The 15,419-nt window shown below is 55.5% G+C and carries 13 protein-coding genes and 1 pseudogene; 6 read left to right on the top strand and 8 right to left on the bottom strand.

Annotated elements, in window-relative coordinates; genetic code table 11:
- Positions 1-48: 48 nt before the first annotated feature.
- The 5 genes from WG219_21095 to WG219_21075 form a co-directional block, all read right to left on the bottom strand.
- The gene (locus tag WG219_21095; GenBank protein WXL25759.1) at positions 49-957 is read right to left on the bottom strand and encodes a glutamate/aspartate ABC transporter substrate-binding protein; all 909 of its coding nucleotides are present in this window, start codon (positions 955-957) and stop codon (positions 49-51) included.
- A 275-nt stretch (positions 958-1,232) separates the two neighbouring features.
- Positions 1,233-1,682, bottom strand: coding sequence for a GNAT family N-acetyltransferase (locus WG219_21090; GenBank protein WXL25758.1), 450 nt, complete (start codon positions 1,680-1,682; stop codon positions 1,233-1,235).
- Positions 1,683-1,814: 132 nt separating this feature from the next.
- A complete protein-coding gene (locus WG219_21085) occupies positions 1,815-2,927 on the bottom strand; it encodes a polyamine ABC transporter substrate-binding protein (GenBank protein ID WXL25757.1) in 1,113 nt (370 codons plus the stop codon).
- A gap of 31 nt (positions 2,928-2,958) precedes the next feature.
- On the bottom strand, positions 2,959-3,987 hold the full coding sequence (locus WG219_21080) for a histone deacetylase family protein (GenBank protein WXL25756.1): 1,029 nt from the start codon (positions 3,985-3,987) through the stop codon (positions 2,959-2,961).
- 154 nt (positions 3,988-4,141) lie between these two features.
- Positions 4,142-5,134: an AraC family transcriptional regulator gene (locus tag WG219_21075; protein ID WXL25755.1), complete on the bottom strand. Its 993-nt coding sequence runs from the start codon at positions 5,132-5,134 to the stop codon at positions 4,142-4,144.
- Positions 5,135-5,510: 376 nt separating this feature from the next.
- Here WG219_21075 and purE point away from each other — a divergent pair, with 376 nt between their 5' ends.
- The 4 genes from purE to WG219_21055 all read left to right on the top strand — a co-directional run bounded on the left by purE (position 5,511) and on the right by WG219_21055 (position 8,163).
- Positions 5,511-6,002 (top strand): 5-(carboxyamino)imidazole ribonucleotide mutase, encoded by a 492-nt coding sequence (purE, locus tag WG219_21070; protein WXL25754.1) that lies wholly within the window; start codon positions 5,511-5,513, stop codon positions 6,000-6,002.
- A gap of 5 nt (positions 6,003-6,007) precedes the next feature.
- Entirely contained in the window at positions 6,008-7,093 is a 1,086-nt protein-coding gene (locus WG219_21065) for a 5-(carboxyamino)imidazole ribonucleotide synthase (protein WXL25753.1), read from the top strand.
- 263 nt (positions 7,094-7,356) lie between these two features.
- Positions 7,357-7,602, top strand: a complete 246-nt coding sequence (locus WG219_21060; protein ID WXL25752.1) for a GlsB/YeaQ/YmgE family stress response membrane protein — start codon at positions 7,357-7,359, stop codon at positions 7,600-7,602.
- Positions 7,603-7,629: 27 nt separating this feature from the next.
- Positions 7,630-8,163, top strand: a complete 534-nt coding sequence (locus WG219_21055; protein ID WXL25751.1) for a DUF3299 domain-containing protein — start codon at positions 7,630-7,632, stop codon at positions 8,161-8,163.
- 15 nt (positions 8,164-8,178) lie between these two features.
- Here WG219_21055 and WG219_21050 read toward each other — a convergent pair whose 3' ends face one another.
- A complete protein-coding gene (locus tag WG219_21050; GenBank protein ID WXL25750.1) occupies positions 8,179-8,742 on the bottom strand; it encodes an ankyrin repeat domain-containing protein in 564 nt (187 codons plus the stop codon).
- A 56-nt stretch (positions 8,743-8,798) separates the two neighbouring features.
- A pseudogene (locus WG219_21045) lies at positions 8,799-10,274 on the bottom strand (catalase).
- A gap of 347 nt (positions 10,275-10,621) precedes the next feature.
- Here WG219_21045 and WG219_21040 point away from each other — a divergent pair.
- Positions 10,622-10,957 (top strand): PilZ domain-containing protein, encoded by a 336-nt coding sequence (locus WG219_21040; GenBank protein ID WXL25749.1) that lies wholly within the window; start codon positions 10,622-10,624, stop codon positions 10,955-10,957.
- A 986-nt stretch (positions 10,958-11,943) separates the two neighbouring features.
- On the top strand, positions 11,944-13,242 hold the full coding sequence (locus WG219_21035) for a Wzz/FepE/Etk N-terminal domain-containing protein (protein ID WXL25748.1): 1,299 nt from the start codon (positions 11,944-11,946) through the stop codon (positions 13,240-13,242).
- Positions 13,243-13,320: 78 nt separating this feature from the next.
- Here WG219_21035 and WG219_21030 read toward each other — a convergent pair whose 3' ends face one another.
- Positions 13,321-15,417 (bottom strand): flagellar biosynthesis protein FlhA, encoded by a 2,097-nt coding sequence (locus WG219_21030; protein ID WXL25747.1) that lies wholly within the window; start codon positions 15,415-15,417, stop codon positions 13,321-13,323.
- Between the last annotated feature and the right edge of the window lie 2 nt (positions 15,418-15,419).

Below are 15,419 nucleotides of genomic sequence, written 5' to 3'. Positions count from 1 at the left end.
CAAGTCCCCGCACACGGCCCCCCTTTTGAAAGGGCCGCGGCATCACCTTCAGATCTGTTCTGCAGACTTGTCGGTGGGGTTGGCGATCAGTTTTTTCAGCTGCTCGCTCATGGGGAAATTCAGGTTCAAGCCTTTTGGTGGGACAGGCTGTTGGAACCACTTGTTGTAGATGTCGTTGATCTCACCGGAAGCGAAGGTGTCGCTGATGGCTTTATCCACAACACGTTTAAAGTCCGCGTCGCCTTTGCGCATCATGCAACCGTAAATCTCGAAGGACTGCGGTTCACCCACAATGTGCCAGTCAGCAGGCTTCTTGGCCTTGGCCATTTCACCAGCGAGCAGAGCGTCATCCATCATGAATGCGACTGCACGGTTGGACTCCAGCATCAGGAAGGCCTCGCCGTGGTCTTTGGCGGAGATCACATTCATGCCCATTTTCTTCTCGGCATTCATGATCTTCAGCAGACGCTCGGATGTGGTACCGGCGGTGGTCACCACGTTTTTGCCCTTCAGATCTGGGAAGTCTTTAATCGGCGAGCTAGTGCGGGTCAGCAGGCGGGTACCCACTTCAAAGATACCCACGGAGAAATCAACTTGACGCTGACGCTCAACGTTGTTGGTGGTGGAGCCGCACTCGAAATCAACGGTGCCGTTCTGCACCAGTGGGATGCGGGTTTGCGAGGTGATCAGGTTGTAGCGGACCTTCAGCTCAGGCAGGTTCAGCTCTTTCTTCAGCTCTTCAACCACTTTCAGTTGCAGGTCGTGGGAGTAGCCTTCCGGCTGCTGAGGGTTGCTGCCGTAGTAGGAGAAGGGGATAGAGGAGTCACGGTGGCCGAGGGTTACGACGCCGGATTCTTTGATTTTTTTCAAGGTCCCGGTGAGTTCGTCGGCGAAAGCTGGACTGCAGATCAGGCTGGCTGCCATGGCGGCGCCCAGTACGCTTGTAGTAATTCGCATGAATCTGTTCCTCGATGTTTTTCTTATGGGTGGCAAGCCACCGAGTGCGGAAGGATCAACACATTCCTGAAAACATCAGGAGCAGGATGCATGCCAGTTGCTATTTTTAGATGCAAGTCATTGATAAATATAGATTTTATATGTTTGTCGGGAATCGCCAAGGGCTCCCTTTGTTCGGATTTACGAACCCCTTCAGTTTGGGAATTCGGATTTCCGAACGGCGCCTGGGCCTTGTCTAATTCGGTGGGGGGCACGTTTGCCGGGTGCGCGGGGAGTCAGGTTTGATAAATGTCGGGGCGGAATTGGTGCCAGATGTAATTAGGTTGATTGACGGGTTCAAACCCCATCTTTTCATAGAGCCAGGGCGCCGTTGTGGTGGCCAACATAATCCGCCGCAGCCCACATGCTTCTGGTCTGGCCAGCATGCCTTCGGATAACCAGCGGCCAAGGCCTTTACCTTGGTAGGCTGGGTCGACGAACACGTCGCACAAATAGGCAAATGTCGCTGCGTCGGTAACCAGCCGGGCAAAACCTATTTGTTGTTCATGGTGATAGAGGCCAAGGCACAGGCTGTTATCGATACTCAGCTTGACCCGCTCACGGCTGATGCCTTTGGCCCATGTCGAGTGAGTTAGAAAGCCATGGATAACATCCAGATCAAGGCGGCTTTTATCGGCATCAAGGCTGTAGCCCAAAGCGGTGAAATGGCTGTCACTGTGCGTCATTCGAAATCCCTTCGTATGTGGCTTCCAGGTAATGGAGAGTAGCTTGAAGACGCCCTTAGCCCCTAGCGATTATGCGTGCACTAAAATGCAAACGCCCGGCACATAGGCCGGGCGTTTGAGTACAGCAAAGGTTTATTTACCGGACTTGATGGTGTTCCACACGCGGGTGCGAACGCGCTCAATGTTCTGCGGCAATGCCTTCAGTACATACAGGCTCTTTTGGCCTTCTGCGTCCGGTGACAGGTCTTTGTTGTCACGGATGGCCGAGCTCACCAACTGCATGCCTGGCTTGTTCGGGTTCGGGTAGCCGAGGAAGTCACTCACCGGCGCGATAACGGTTGGGTCCATCAGGTTATTGAGGAATTCGTGGGCTTCCTCGACGTTTTGTGCGCTTTTGGGAATGGCGAAGGAGTCATACCACAGCGGTGCACCTTCCTTCGGCAGGCGCCAGTCGACCACAACGCCGTTGCCTGCTTCCTTGGCACGGTTGGCGAACTGGAAGAAGCTGCCCGAATAGCCGACGGCCACGCAGATATCACCGTTGGCGATGTCGGTCATGTACTTGGCGGAGTGGAAGTAGGCCATGTACGGGCGGATTTTCAGCATCAGCTCAGCCGCTTTTTCATAGTCTTCAGCTTTGGTGCTGTTCGGGTCCAGGCCGAGGTAGTGCAGGGCGACTGGCAGAATGTCGGTGGGCGAGTCGAGCATGGCCACACCGCATTGCTTGAGCTTGGCCATGTTTTCTTCTTTGAAGACTAAGTCCCAGCTATTTACCGGTGCGTTCTCTCCCAGTACGGCCTTAACCTTGTCTGGGTTGAAGCCGATTAGGATGGTTCCATACATATAAGGTACGGAGTGCTCATTGGCCGGATCATTGGTGGTCATCAGCTCCAGCAGCACGGGATCAAGGTGTTGCCAGTTGGGCAGCTTGGATTTGTCCAGTTTCTGGTAGACACCGGCTTTAATCTGCTGCTCAAGGAAGGTGTTACTTGGCACCACCAGGTCATAACCAGAGTTGCCAGTGAGCAGCTTGGCTTCCAGCGTTTCATTGGACTCGTATACGTCCCAGGTGACTTTGATGCCGGTGTTTTTCTGGAAGTTCTTCGGCACATCCGGCTGGATGTAGTCAGCCCAGTTATAAACGCGCAGCTCGCGCTGGGTTTTGGCTTCATCTGCGTGGGCTGTTCCGGCCAGCAGGGTGGCGCCACAGATGGCGGTGGCGAGCAGGTGTTTAATTATTGTCATCATGCTTCCCCTTAATATTTATGAGTGGCACTTATGCGCCTTCGAACCCTTCCAAAACGTTCACCGCGTTGACGCCAATGGCCTCCACCGCGTATCCGCCTTCCATCACAAACAGTGTCGGTTTACCCAGCACAGCAATACGCCGCCCCATCGCCAGGTAATCCGGGCTGTCGAGTTTGAACTGTGAAATCGGATCGTCTTTAAAGGTGTCTACGCCCAGGGACACCACGATCACTTCTGCATCAAATGCCGCAATGCGCTGGCAAGCATCTTCAAGGGCGGCGCCCCAGACTGAATACGGGCTGCCCATGGGGAGCGGGTAGTTGAAGTTGAAACCCTCTCCAGCGCCTTCGCCGCGCTCATCTTCGAAGCCTAAGAAGAATGGGAACTCTTCGGCCGGGTCGCCGTGGATGGAGGCGAACAGCACGTCGTTGCGGCTGTAGAAAATGTCCTGCGTACCGTTGCCATGGTGGTAGTCCACATCGAGGATGGCCACGCGCTTTTTGCCCTCATCCAGGAAGGCCTGGGCGGCAATGGCAGCGTTGTTCAGGTAGCAGTAGCCGCCCATCAGATCGCCAGCGGCGTGGTGTCCTGGCGGACGGCACAGGGCGAAGGCGCTGTGGGCACCGGCGCTGATTTCGGCTTGAGCGGTGAGGGCAACCTGCGCTGCACTGTAGGCGGCTTGCCAAGTGCCAGCGGTGATCGGTGCACCGCCGTCGAAGCTGTAGAAGCCGAGCTGGCCGTGCAGGTCGGTCGGGCATTTGTGGCGCAGGGTGCGCGCTGGCCAGGTGAACGGAAGCAGGTCGCCCTTGCCATTCTGCTCCTGCCAACGTGCCCAGGCGCCTTTGAAGAAGTTCAGATAATCGCGGCTGTGAATGCGTTCAATTGGCGCTAGGCCGTAATCGTTTGGGCCGCGAATTTCGCCGATTTGGCGGTCTTTCACCCGTTGCAGGATGTGATCAGCCCGTTGCGGCTTCTCGAAGCAAGGCATCAGTTGGCCGTCGATCAGCTCGCAGCTGCCGTGGTGCAGGTGGTGATCGTCGCTGTATATGGTCAGCATGCTGGTGACTCCGAGGCTTGTTGTTGTGGAGTCATTTTTCCCACCGTTGGCGACTGCTTTGAACGCTGGTAACGGCCAAAAGGGGATCGAAGTGGCCAAATTTTTCGGCCAGAGCAAACAGTGAAGACATCACCGCGATCTTGGCCAAGTGAAATCACGCTCGGAAATGGCTGGGCGCTACGCCGCTCCAGCGTTGAAACGCGTGGCGAAAACTGGCGGTTTCACTGAAGCCCAAGTGCTCGGCGATGCGGCAGACGGGCCAGTCTTTCTGGCTCAGCAGGTTCTTGGCCTGCTCGAAGCGCAATTCGTCTAACAGCTCCTGATAATGGGTGCCCAGCTCCTGTAAGTGGCGGCGCAGGGTGCGGGGTGAGCAGTGCATTTGCTGCGCAAGGCCTTCAAGGCCGGGCGGTGCATTGAGCTGCTCGGCGAGCAGCTGCCGTATGCGCGAAAGCCACGCCTGGCGGGTGGTGAACTCGGTGTTTTGTTTGCGGCAGCGTTCCAGCATCTCTCGATGGGTGACGCCGTCAGCCAGCGGTAACGGGCGCTCCAGCCAACTGGCGGGAAAGGCGAAAGCATTGCGCTGCGTATCGAATTGCAGTGGACACGGAAATGTTTGTGGATAACTGTCCAGGTAATGCGGTTCGCTGTAGCTGAACTGAGCGGCGCTCAGGGGCAGGGGCTGGCCGAGCAAGTCATCACTGATCAGCTTTAGCGAGCCTAGGCACATTTCCACGTTGAACACTTCCAGTTCCGGGTTGTGCTGGTAGTGGCTGGCGCTGACCCAGGCCAGTTCGCCTTCGAGCTGCATGTCCAGTTTGAAGTAGGTACCAAGCAACGCGGGGTATTGCAGAAGCAGGCGCCAAGCGTCACCAAAGGTGGCACTTGAGAGGGCGGCGTAACCGATCAGGCCATAGGCCGACACATGCATGCGGCGGCCCAGCTCCAGGCCCAGGTCGTTGCGCAGTTGCAGGGCATTAGAGCAGACCTGCAACTCTTGGATGCGGGTGATGCGGGTGTCGGCACTGCGCAGATCGTCTGGCGCGATGTTGCTGCCGGCCAGCAAGGTCAATGTCAGCTCTGCATCAGCGTTGAAAATCTTAAGAATCTGCGAAACCACATGCAGGGTAGTCAGATGAGCGTGCAACATCAGGGCAACCACAGCTGTTCAGGTCATTTTATGCACGCAAGTTCTATGCCGTGCGGTGTGGGTGTTACATCCTCCCCACTACTTAAGCTAAAGCCTGCGTGACGACGTTGAGCGGTTGCACGGATTTAGTGCGTTGCTTGGGCGTTTTTTGATCATATTGTTTTCTGGCTCGGCGGCTTTCCGCTGATAGAAGGGGATGGGCGTCGCTCGATAAACGGTAGCAACAGCTGCACGAGTGCATAGGGTTTCCGGTATACTGCGCGGTTCCTGACTGGCCATGCCAGACAGAATTCGCAAACAAGCCACGCCGGTTATCCCGCGTGGCTTGTTGGTTTTTGCCGCGCCAGAGGGCGCCATTTACTGATGAGGCACGACGATGAGCGCACTGGTTGGCGTGATCATGGGCTCCAAGTCCGATTGGTCCACCCTTAGCCACACCGCCGAGATGCTGGACAAACTGGGCATTCCCTACGAGGTGAAGGTGGTGTCTGCGCACCGCACGCCGGATTTGCTGTTCCAGTACGCCGAAGAAGCCGAAGGCCGTGGCATTGAGGTGATTATTGCGGGCGCCGGTGGCGCTGCACACCTGCCGGGCATGTGTGCGGCCAAGACGCACCTGCCGGTGCTGGGTGTGCCGGTACAATCCGCCGTGCTGTCGGGCGTTGATTCGCTGCTGTCGATTGTGCAGATGCCGGCCGGTATTCCGGTGGCCACTCTGGCCATCGGCAAAGCCGGTGCAGTGAACGCAGCCTTGCTGTCGGCCAGCATTCTGGGCCACAAGCATCCGCAGTTCCATGAGCGTCTGAAGCAATTCCGTAAAGAGCAGACTGACACTGTTCTGGACAATCCAGACCCACGTGAGGCCTGAGTAGTATGAAGATTGGTGTAATCGGTGGCGGCCAGCTCGGTCGCATGCTGGCCCTGGCAGGCACGCCGCTGGGGATGAACTTTGCATTCCTTGATCCGGCACCGGATGCCTGTGCTCAGGCGCTGGGCGAGCATCTGCGCGCCGATTACGGCGATCAGGATCATCTGCGCCAACTGGCCGATGAGGTCGATCTGGTGACCTTCGAGTTCGAAAGTGTCCCGGCTGAAACCGTCGCTTTCCTGTCCCAGTTCGTACCGGTTTATCCGAGCGCCGAAGCGCTGCGCATTGCCCGCGACCGCTGGTTCGAGAAGTCGATGTTCAAAGACTTGGGCATCCCGACGCCTGAGTTCGCGGATATTCAGTCCCAGGCGGATCTTGATGCGGCAGTCGCCAGCATCGGCCTGCCTGCGGTGATGAAAACCCGCACCTTGGGCTATGACGGCAAGGGCCAGAAAGTACTGCGCAAGCCGGAAGATGTGACGGGTGCATTTGCCGAGTTGGGCAGCGTGCCGTGCATCCTCGAAGGTTTTGTGCCGTTCACTGGCGAAGTCTCGCTGGTGGCTGTACGCGGCCGCGACGGTGAGACCCGTTTCTACCCGCTGGTGCACAACCGTCACGACAGCGGCATTCTTGGCCTGTCCATCGCCAGCAGCAATCACCCGCTGCAGGCGCTGGCAGAAGATTACGTAAGTCGCGTGCTGACCAAGCTGGACTATGTCGGCGTGCTGGCATTCGAATTCTTCGAAGTTGATGGCGGCCTGAAGGCCAACGAGATTGCTCCACGTGTGCACAACTCCGGGCACTGGACCATCGAAGGCGCCGAGTGCAGCCAGTTCGAGAACCACCTGCGTGCCGTTGCGGGCTTGCCGCTGGGTTCCACGGCCAAAGTGGGCGAGAGCGCAATGATCAACTTTATCGGTGAAGTACCGCCGGTGGATCAGGTGATTGCTGTCGACGGCTGCCACCTGCATCACTACGGCAAGGCGTTCAAGGCCGGGCGTAAAGTCGGCCATGCCACTTTGCGTTGTGCTGATCGTGAGACGTTGGATCGCCAGGTCGCTGCTGTTGAGGCACTGATCAGCAAGAGCTGATCATTCCGCGCTACCCGAAAGGGCCTGAGTTGCGTAAGCGCTCAGGCCCTTTTTATTTGTGCGCACTTTACTCAGTGCGCTGAACGGTTGGGCGGTTCAGCTGCGAACGACGCCATAGCAGCTAAGCTGATGGAATGGACGCCAGTGCTTGGCGCTTAGTTGAAGTGCTTTGGCGAGTCCTGCAGGAGGTAATTAGAACTGACTAGCTAATTACCGGTCAGATAACTGACCAATTGCATATTTGTTCTATAGGGAGATTCACAATGGGCATTATTGGCACAATCTTTATCGGTCTGATCGTTGGCTTGGTAGCACGCTTCATTAAACCCGGTGATGACAGCATGGGCTGGATCATGACTATTGTGCTGGGGATCGCTGGTTCCTTTGCGGCCACCTATGGCGGCCAGGCGCTGGGTATTTATAAAGCTGGCCAGGCTGCAGGTTTTATCGGTGCAGTGATTGGTGCGGTGGTGTTGCTGGTAATCTACGGGCTGGTTTCCAAGAAATAAGCCTCCCGCTGGATTGTGAGTACATCAATGCGTTATCTGCTGTTACCTCTGCTGTTGAGTTGTTCCCTAGCCTGGGCTGATATACCTGAAACGGACTGGCTGGAGCTGATGCCAGAGGCGGATCGCCAGGCTTTAGAGAATATGCCGGAAATTACCCATGACGGAGCCGAGCAAGACAGTGGCTTCTATGGTCCCGGCGGGCTTAGGCAGCAGGATAAAGGGCTGCCAGACGTGATGTACTCAAGCAAAACGGTACCCGCCTTTGACGGTAAAGATGTCCGTCTGGGCGGATACCCGGTTCCGCTGGAAAGCGACAGTAAGGGCAACAGCACGTTGTTTTTTCTGGTGCCGTATCCAGGGGCCTGTATTCATGTTCCACCCCCACCTCCTAACCAGCTGGTGCTGGTTCGCTACCCTAAAGGCATTAGCCTTGACGACATCTATGCGCCACTTTGGGTAACCGGCAAGATGAAGATCGAGCAGGTTAATAATGAGCTGGCTGATGCCGCTTATGCGCTAGATGCTCAGAATGTCAGGCCCGTCGAAGAAAATGAGTGGTAGCAGGGCGACAACAGCTCACTGACGTGTTTGGGGTGTGCCCTTCACATTGCCTTCAAGCAACTCATTGACGCTGTTGCCCATGGCATCCGTTGCCTCAAGGTCGGCGCCTTTCTCGCGCAATGACTCAAGTATCTCGGTGCGCTGGAAAAGAGCTGCATACATGGCAGGTGTCTGCCCCGCATTATTGCGTTGGTCGGGATTGCACGCTGCGTTGAGCAGGGTACGGGCGATACGCAGCTCACCCTTGAAGATGGCACCCATCAGCGCCGTATTGCCACGCTTGTCTTCGGTGCAGGGGTTGGCACCGGCTGCCAGTAACAAGTCGACTGCATCGGCGTGACCGTTGTACGCCGCCAGAATCAGAGCGGTATAGCCTTTCTGGTCTTGTCGGTCGAGGTCGTAACCGGCTTGAATAAATTCGTTGAGGATTGCCTGATCACCCTGGCGGGCAGCGTTAAATAAGTAGTCAGCGAGGCGTTGGCTGACCGTTGCCTGGTTAAGTTGATCTGCTGTCTCGGCAGCATGGCTGAAGCCACTGAACAGGCTCAGAATCAGGATCAAAGGAATAACGCGAGTCATGCTTAGTCTCCTGTAACGAATGAAGCCCGCCCTTGTGGGGCGGGCTCCGGTTTACATCAGTCTTGCAGTTTGGCTGCCAGAGCTTGAACGCGGCTCAGGTCACCTTTAGCTACTTTGGTCAGGCCTTTGCCGTAATCGGCATCAGCCTTGTAGAAGAACGACAGCATGTGATGCTTGGCTTCGTCTTCTGCACCGGCCAGAGCGCCGCCGAGGGTGGCGATCAGGTCAGCTTTCTCCTTGCGGGAGAAGGAACGGTACAGTTCGCCCGCCTGCTTGAAGTTCTGCTCTTTGTAGATCTTCTGCTGCTGAGTGGTACCTTGCAGCGGCAGCTGGCTGTAACGGGCTACGGCCGGTTGCGGTTTAGGCTGCATGCGGCTCGGCTCGTAGTTCACCTCACCGGTACGTGCGCCAGTGTTATGCGCGCCGTCCTGGTTGTTGCTGTTGACCGCAACCTTCGGCTGGTTGATCGGCAGCAGCTGGTGGTTGGCGCCCAAACGATACATCTGGGTGTCGGCGTAGCTGAACATGCGACCTTGCAGCAGGCGGTCTTCCGACGGCTCAATACCCGGAATGGTGTTGGCCGGAGCCATGGCAACCTGCTCGGTTTCCTGGAAGATGTTGGCTGGATTCTTGTTCAGAACCATTGTGCCGACTTTCTTCTCCGGAACATCAGGCCAGATTTTGGTGGCGTCCAGTGGGTCGTACTCGAACTTGCTCAGGTCTTCAGGCTTGATGATCTGAACGTACAGGTCCCATTTCGGATAGTCACCGGCGTTGATCGCAGTGATCAGGTCGCGGCTCATGTGGTTGAAGTCTTTACCCTGAACGCGCTCAGCTTCTTTCGGGTCGTGGTTTTTCACGCCCTGCTGGCTTTTCCAGTTGAACTTCACATAGTTGTACTCGCCCTTGGCATTCACGAATTTGTAGGCGTGAACCGAGCTGCCGTCCATGTGGCGATAGGTAGCCGGGGTGCCATAGTTGGAGAACAGCTGAGTCAGTGTACGGGTTGCTTCCGGTACATGACTGAAGAAGTCAAACAAGGTTTTGTCGGTGCCGTAGTTTTTGTCTGGGTCAGGCTTAAAGGCGTGAACCATGTCCGGGAACTTGATGGCGTCGCGGATAAAGAACGTCGGGAAGTTGTTACCGACCAGGTCCCAGTTACCGTCAGCGGTATAGAACTTGGTGGCGAAGCCGCGTGGGTCGCGCAGGGTTTCCGGGCTGTGGTTACCGTGAACCACGCTGGAGAAACGCACGAACACCGGAGTGGTCTTCCCTGGGGTGAACAGGCTGGCAACGGTCAGATCAGAGAGGTCAGCGCTGGCGGTGAACTCACCATGCGCACCGGTACCGCGAGCGTGTACAACGCGCTCTGGGATACGCTCACGGTCGAAGCGCTGCAGCTTTTGCAGCAAGTGGACGTCTTGCAGAAGAACCGGGCCGTTAGCGCCAGCAGTCTGCGAGTTCTGGTTGTCACCTACGGCAGCGCCGTTATCGCGGGTCAGGTCGGCAGCATTAACCGACAAGGACATCACACCAACTGCCAGTGCAGTAGCGGTCAGACGAAATGGAGTTGTCATAGACATTGAGATTACCTCGTGCTTGCAAAGCGCGTTGTAGCGCGATGGGGACAAGCGTACGTGGACTAACTCATTGATCTAAATTGAAAAGATGCAATCGAGCGATAGGTAATAATTGTCTGACTAGTTAGACAGGAATGGTTATGGAGGAGCGTCTGTCTTGTCTCAGGCCCTTATGCCTGCTTCTGATGCTGTGGGGATGTGCGCAAGCAAGCTGATTTAATTTTCAATGTGCCTAGGTCGCCTTAGAATGTGCTAATCCCGCCCGGTTAACCGGAGTCGCAATAAGTAAGGCCAGCCAGATGCGCCAACACCCCCGAATCACCTTCCGCTCGATGTTCAGGATCAAGATCAGTCGCGTTGAAGATGACCAGTTGATTGGTTACGTCGGAGATATCTCCGAGGGTGGCCTGCGCATGCTCGGCGACAATCTGCTGGAGCCTGGCTCCGAGCATCACTTGCGCTTACGCATGCGCGACCGCTTTGGTGAAATGCGACAAGTAGATGTGCAAACCATTTGCCAATGGTCGGCAGAAAATACCCGCACTGGGCATGTTGAGTCAGGCATGGCGCTGAAGAACGAGTCGCATGCTTACAACAAGCTGTTGGCTGATATCAGGTCTAAACCTGCTAAGTAGTTTAGAGCCTACTTGGGCATTGGCTGCGGCGCTGCGGTGGCTTCGTATGGGGACCTTCTCACCTTTGCTAGGAAGAATAAACATCAGCTGACATTTCATGAGGAAGCTGACTCATCCCTCGCCAGATAACCTGAGCATTTCATAACAGAACCGACGAAGTAGAACAGCCAGATTCAAGAAAATAGCAAGTTTTAATCCCCCATCTATCAGGTTTTTCCCGACTTTCCCCGATACACTGGATGTAGTCAGCATTACTAACGATTTTGTGCAGTTCGCCATTGAGAAAGAGCGCCAGAGGCTAAAGGGTAATTTCGAGGTCGTTGTGGAGAATAGGCTGGCGATTGCATAGTGGGATTTGGCTATCTATATGCTGGTTCGCCCAATGTTTGGGTCGGATCAATCGCGGCTTTTGAGGATTAGAGATTCCAGACACTTCGTGTAGCTCAAGCAGTTAGCGCAAGGAGAAAAACGCGGAAAGCTCAGTTTACGAGGTGTAGATGAGCATTTGAGGCTGTTTTAACGCAGCGATGATGGGACTGACAGTTTTTAGAATTACCCCAAAGTCAGCGAGGGCCAGCTTTTATGAGACTGATCCATCTCTCTCTGAATTAAGTGCCAACCTGAAATCTTTTCTGCACCTACTGTGTTGGTATTTCACTCGGGGTGCCTTGATGGTTCTATAGTTCCAGTTTCTATTGCTGTTAATACCAGTATATGAATCTCGCGTTGGTGCTCTATCGTGTCTGATCTGCTGTTTTAGCTGTCCATTGATAGTGCTGTCACACCTTGGTAATGGTTTTTTTTTTAAATACAATTGGTTATGAGCATTTACCAAATACTGATTTGTTGGCTTTGATAGGGTGTGTCCGCCTTGTAAAGGGAAGGGCAAACCTTGTAAGGCTGCACAGCTTACGTGGTTTCGCCTGTGCGCTGACTGAGTCATAATTAGCATTTCTACCGTGATGCAATTCTGACTAGGGGGTCTGGTGAGCTATAACGAAAGCCGCAGTCGTGATGACGACGAAATTGATCTGTTAGATCTGCTCGGCGACATCTGGGCCGAACGGTTATTAATTGCTTGTATCACCCTAGCAATTACTGTTTGTGCTGCTCTTTATGCTTTTTTGGCAACGCCCTATTACCAAGTCACCAGTGTGCTTCATCCTCCGCTGCTTAAAGACCTTGAAGAACTAAATGGTGCTGGGGTCTATAAAATAACTCCGGAAGAGGCTTTGGCGCGTGTTGGTAGCGCGGTTTCGTCATACGAAAACCGATTGGAGTTTGCGCGTTTGCACGAGGGAGAGCTGGACTTCCTTACCGACGCTGACGGATCTTTTGAGCAGGAATTTGAACGCTTCAACTCCGAAGCTTTTGAGATCAAACAGCCCGACCCTAAGAAAGCCAATACGCTATCACCGTTTATCGAGCTTTCACTAACGTATCCAAAGGATTTGGATGGGGCTCGATTTACCAACGACTTCATAAGCTTTGCCATTGACCGTGAGCGTGAAAAGTTAAAAGGCGACTTTGAAGCGATGGTTGCAAACCAGTTGGCAGGCCTGACACGCAGTATTAACTCGTACCGTGCCTCCTATGAAGCGGAAAAAGATTCGCAGATTGCTACATTATTAGAAGAGGATGCGCTGAAAACTGCTCAACTGAAGGATGAGCTTTCTGCACTGCGGCAGTTACTGCTGACGCGACGTAAGGACCGCATTGCAGCCTTGGATGAGAACATCGCTATCGCCCGCAGTTTGGGGATCCATAAGCCGACCAGTCCAACCTCGCTGGGTGACTCTGAAAGAGGGGGGGGCGGTAATGTTATCCGCACAGAAGTCAATAATCAGGAAGTCCCGCTATACTTCATGGGAACCGAGGCACTTGAAGCTGAGCGCTTGGTTCTGCAAAAGCGCCGCTCTGACGACTTTACTGAGCCGCGTATTGCCGAGATACAGCAAGAGCTGCATATGCTGCAGACCAACCGCCAAGTTGAGCTGCTTAAAAAACGCGAGAATGAAGACCTGTTCCTCAAAAAGTTGGCTGAAAGCCGTGAGGAGGAGGCCCGTCTGAAAGGGTTGCAGGTAGACCTTTCAAGCCTGAAGTTGGTCAACATCGATCGCTATGCCAGTGAGCCGCTTAACCCCGTTAAGCCTAAAAAGCTCCTTATACTTGCTGCTGGTATTATTCTTGGGGGTGTGCTGGGCGTTTTCGTTGCACTGCTGCGCTCTGTTCTGCGTAAGAAAAAACAGCCCGGCGATAACAGCCGTCCCCTCTCCGCTGTTTGATCCAGTCCACGGATCACGAGTTCTCAGAGCGCTCGCCTAGTTGGCGAACGCTCTGAGGCTGGGTAATCAGGCGGTTGATTACCCCAACGTCCCAATAATATTCACACCGACCCGTTCCGGGATTTCGTTCTGTGACAGTACGTGCAGGCCGGGGCTGAAGACGCGTGCGTAGCGGGCGAGTAATGGCCTTAGCTGTGGCATGACGGTCAGGATCGGTGGGTGGCCTTCCTTGCGTAGTTTCTCTTTCACCGCCGGCATGCTGTTCTGCAACTGGTTGAGCAGGTTCGGCTCGACCGGGATGTTGTCGAGGCTGACCGGACCGGACTGTTGGGCGATTGCCAGAGCGCTGAGCAGGGTGTTTTCCAGGGCGTTTTCCAGAATAAACACCGCGAGTTCCTGACGGTCACCGGCAATGCCTGCGACGATGCTGCGGCGCAGGGCGTAGCGCACGTCGGAGGCGAGCAGCACGGGGTCTTTAGTGGCTTCGCTGGCCTCCAGCAGGGTGGTGGCGATGGTGACGATGTCCTTCAGCGGTACCTGCTCTTGTAGCAGGTGACGATAGACACGGTGCTGCTGGGTGTAGGTGAGCTGCTGTTTGAGGCTTTCCGCCAGTTTCGGGGATTGCACCTGAAGGCGCTGCATCAGGTGGTCGACGTCTTCATGTTTAAACACTTCTGGCAGGTTCTCGCGGATCACCTTGTTCAGGTGGGTCGCGATCACACTGGCGCAGTCGATGACTTGATAGCCGAGGTTGAGGGCGCGGGATTTGTCTTCCGGCATGATCCACACCACTTGCATGTTGTAGGCCGGATCAATGCCGAGGATGCCGTCAATCTCGCCGTATAGCTCTGGCGATGGAATGGCCATCAGGCGGTCAGCGTGCAGTTCAGCGCCGTCAATCTTCTCGCCGCTCAGGTAGATGCTGTACTGCGAGGCCTTGAGGCGCAGGCTGTCGCGGATCTGGATTTCCGGCAGGAGAAAGCCGAGGTTCTCAGAGAGGGTCTGACGAACGCCACGCACTCGCTGAGTCAGGGGCGCGCCGGAGGCTTCGTTGACCAGGCCGACCAGCTTGTAACCCAGCGATACGGACAGTCGCTCTACCAGCGGGATATCTTCCCAAGCCAGGTTTTGTGCGCGCTCCTGCTCCATTGCTTTGCCGATGGCCTGCACTTGTTGCAGGCTGGCGGCTTCGTTGGGCGGGGCATTGCGTGAGGACACCCAGCCGATGAGTCCGGCCAGTGCGGCAAAGCCAAAGAACGCCAAGTGAGGCATGCCCGGCACGCTGCCCAGCACCACCAGAATGCCCGCTACCGTATACAGCAGGCTGGGTGAGGCGAGCATTTGCTTGTGCACCTGCTCGGTGATCTCGGCGGATTCGTTAACCCGGGTCACGATGATGGCCGCCGCAGTGGCCAACAGCAGCGCCGGGATCTGCGCAACCAGGCCATCACCGATGGTCAGCAGGGCGTACTGGCGGAAGGCATCCCCCGCCGGCATGTCATGGGCAAACACACCAATGGCAAAGCCACCGAACATACTCACCAGCAAGATCAGGATGCCGGCGATGGCGTCACCGCGAACAAACTTCGATGCCCCGTCCATTGCACCGTAAAAGTCAGCTTCTTTGGCGACTTCCTGGCGGCGCAATTTGGCTTCTTCCGGGCCGATCAGGCCGCCATTAAGGTCGGCATCAATGGCCATCTGCTTGCCGGGCAAGGCGTCCAGGGTGAAGCGTGCGCCAACCTCGGAAATCCGCTCGCCACCTTTGGTGATTACGATGAAGTTAACGATCATCAGAATCACGAATACCACCAGACCGACGATAAAGTTACCGCCGATCACCACTTCACCGAAGGCCTCAATCACTTTACCCGCCGCGCCGGTACCGGTATGACCTTCAAGCAGGACGATCCGGGTGGAGGCGACGTTCAAGCACAAACGCAGCAGCGTGGTGACCAGAATCACGGTGGGGAACAGGGAGAAGTCCAGCGGGCTTTTCGCTGACACGCTGATCAGTACGATCAACACCGCGAGGCTGATGTTAAAGGTGAACAGAACATCCAGCAGCAGGGGTGGCAGCGGCAGGATGACCATCGCCAGAACCGAAAGGATCAGGATGGGGATACCGATGCGGCCGCTGCGGAAGGTCGGCGCGATTTGTTGCAGTAAGTTCATGC

The organism is Pseudomonas mendocina (assembly GCA_037482215.1).
GTDB classification, from domain to species: domain Bacteria; phylum Pseudomonadota; class Gammaproteobacteria; order Pseudomonadales; family Pseudomonadaceae; genus Aquipseudomonas; species Aquipseudomonas mendocina_E.
The sequence above is the reverse complement of the archived record's forward strand: the minus strand, read 5'-3'. Positions and strand labels throughout refer to the sequence as shown.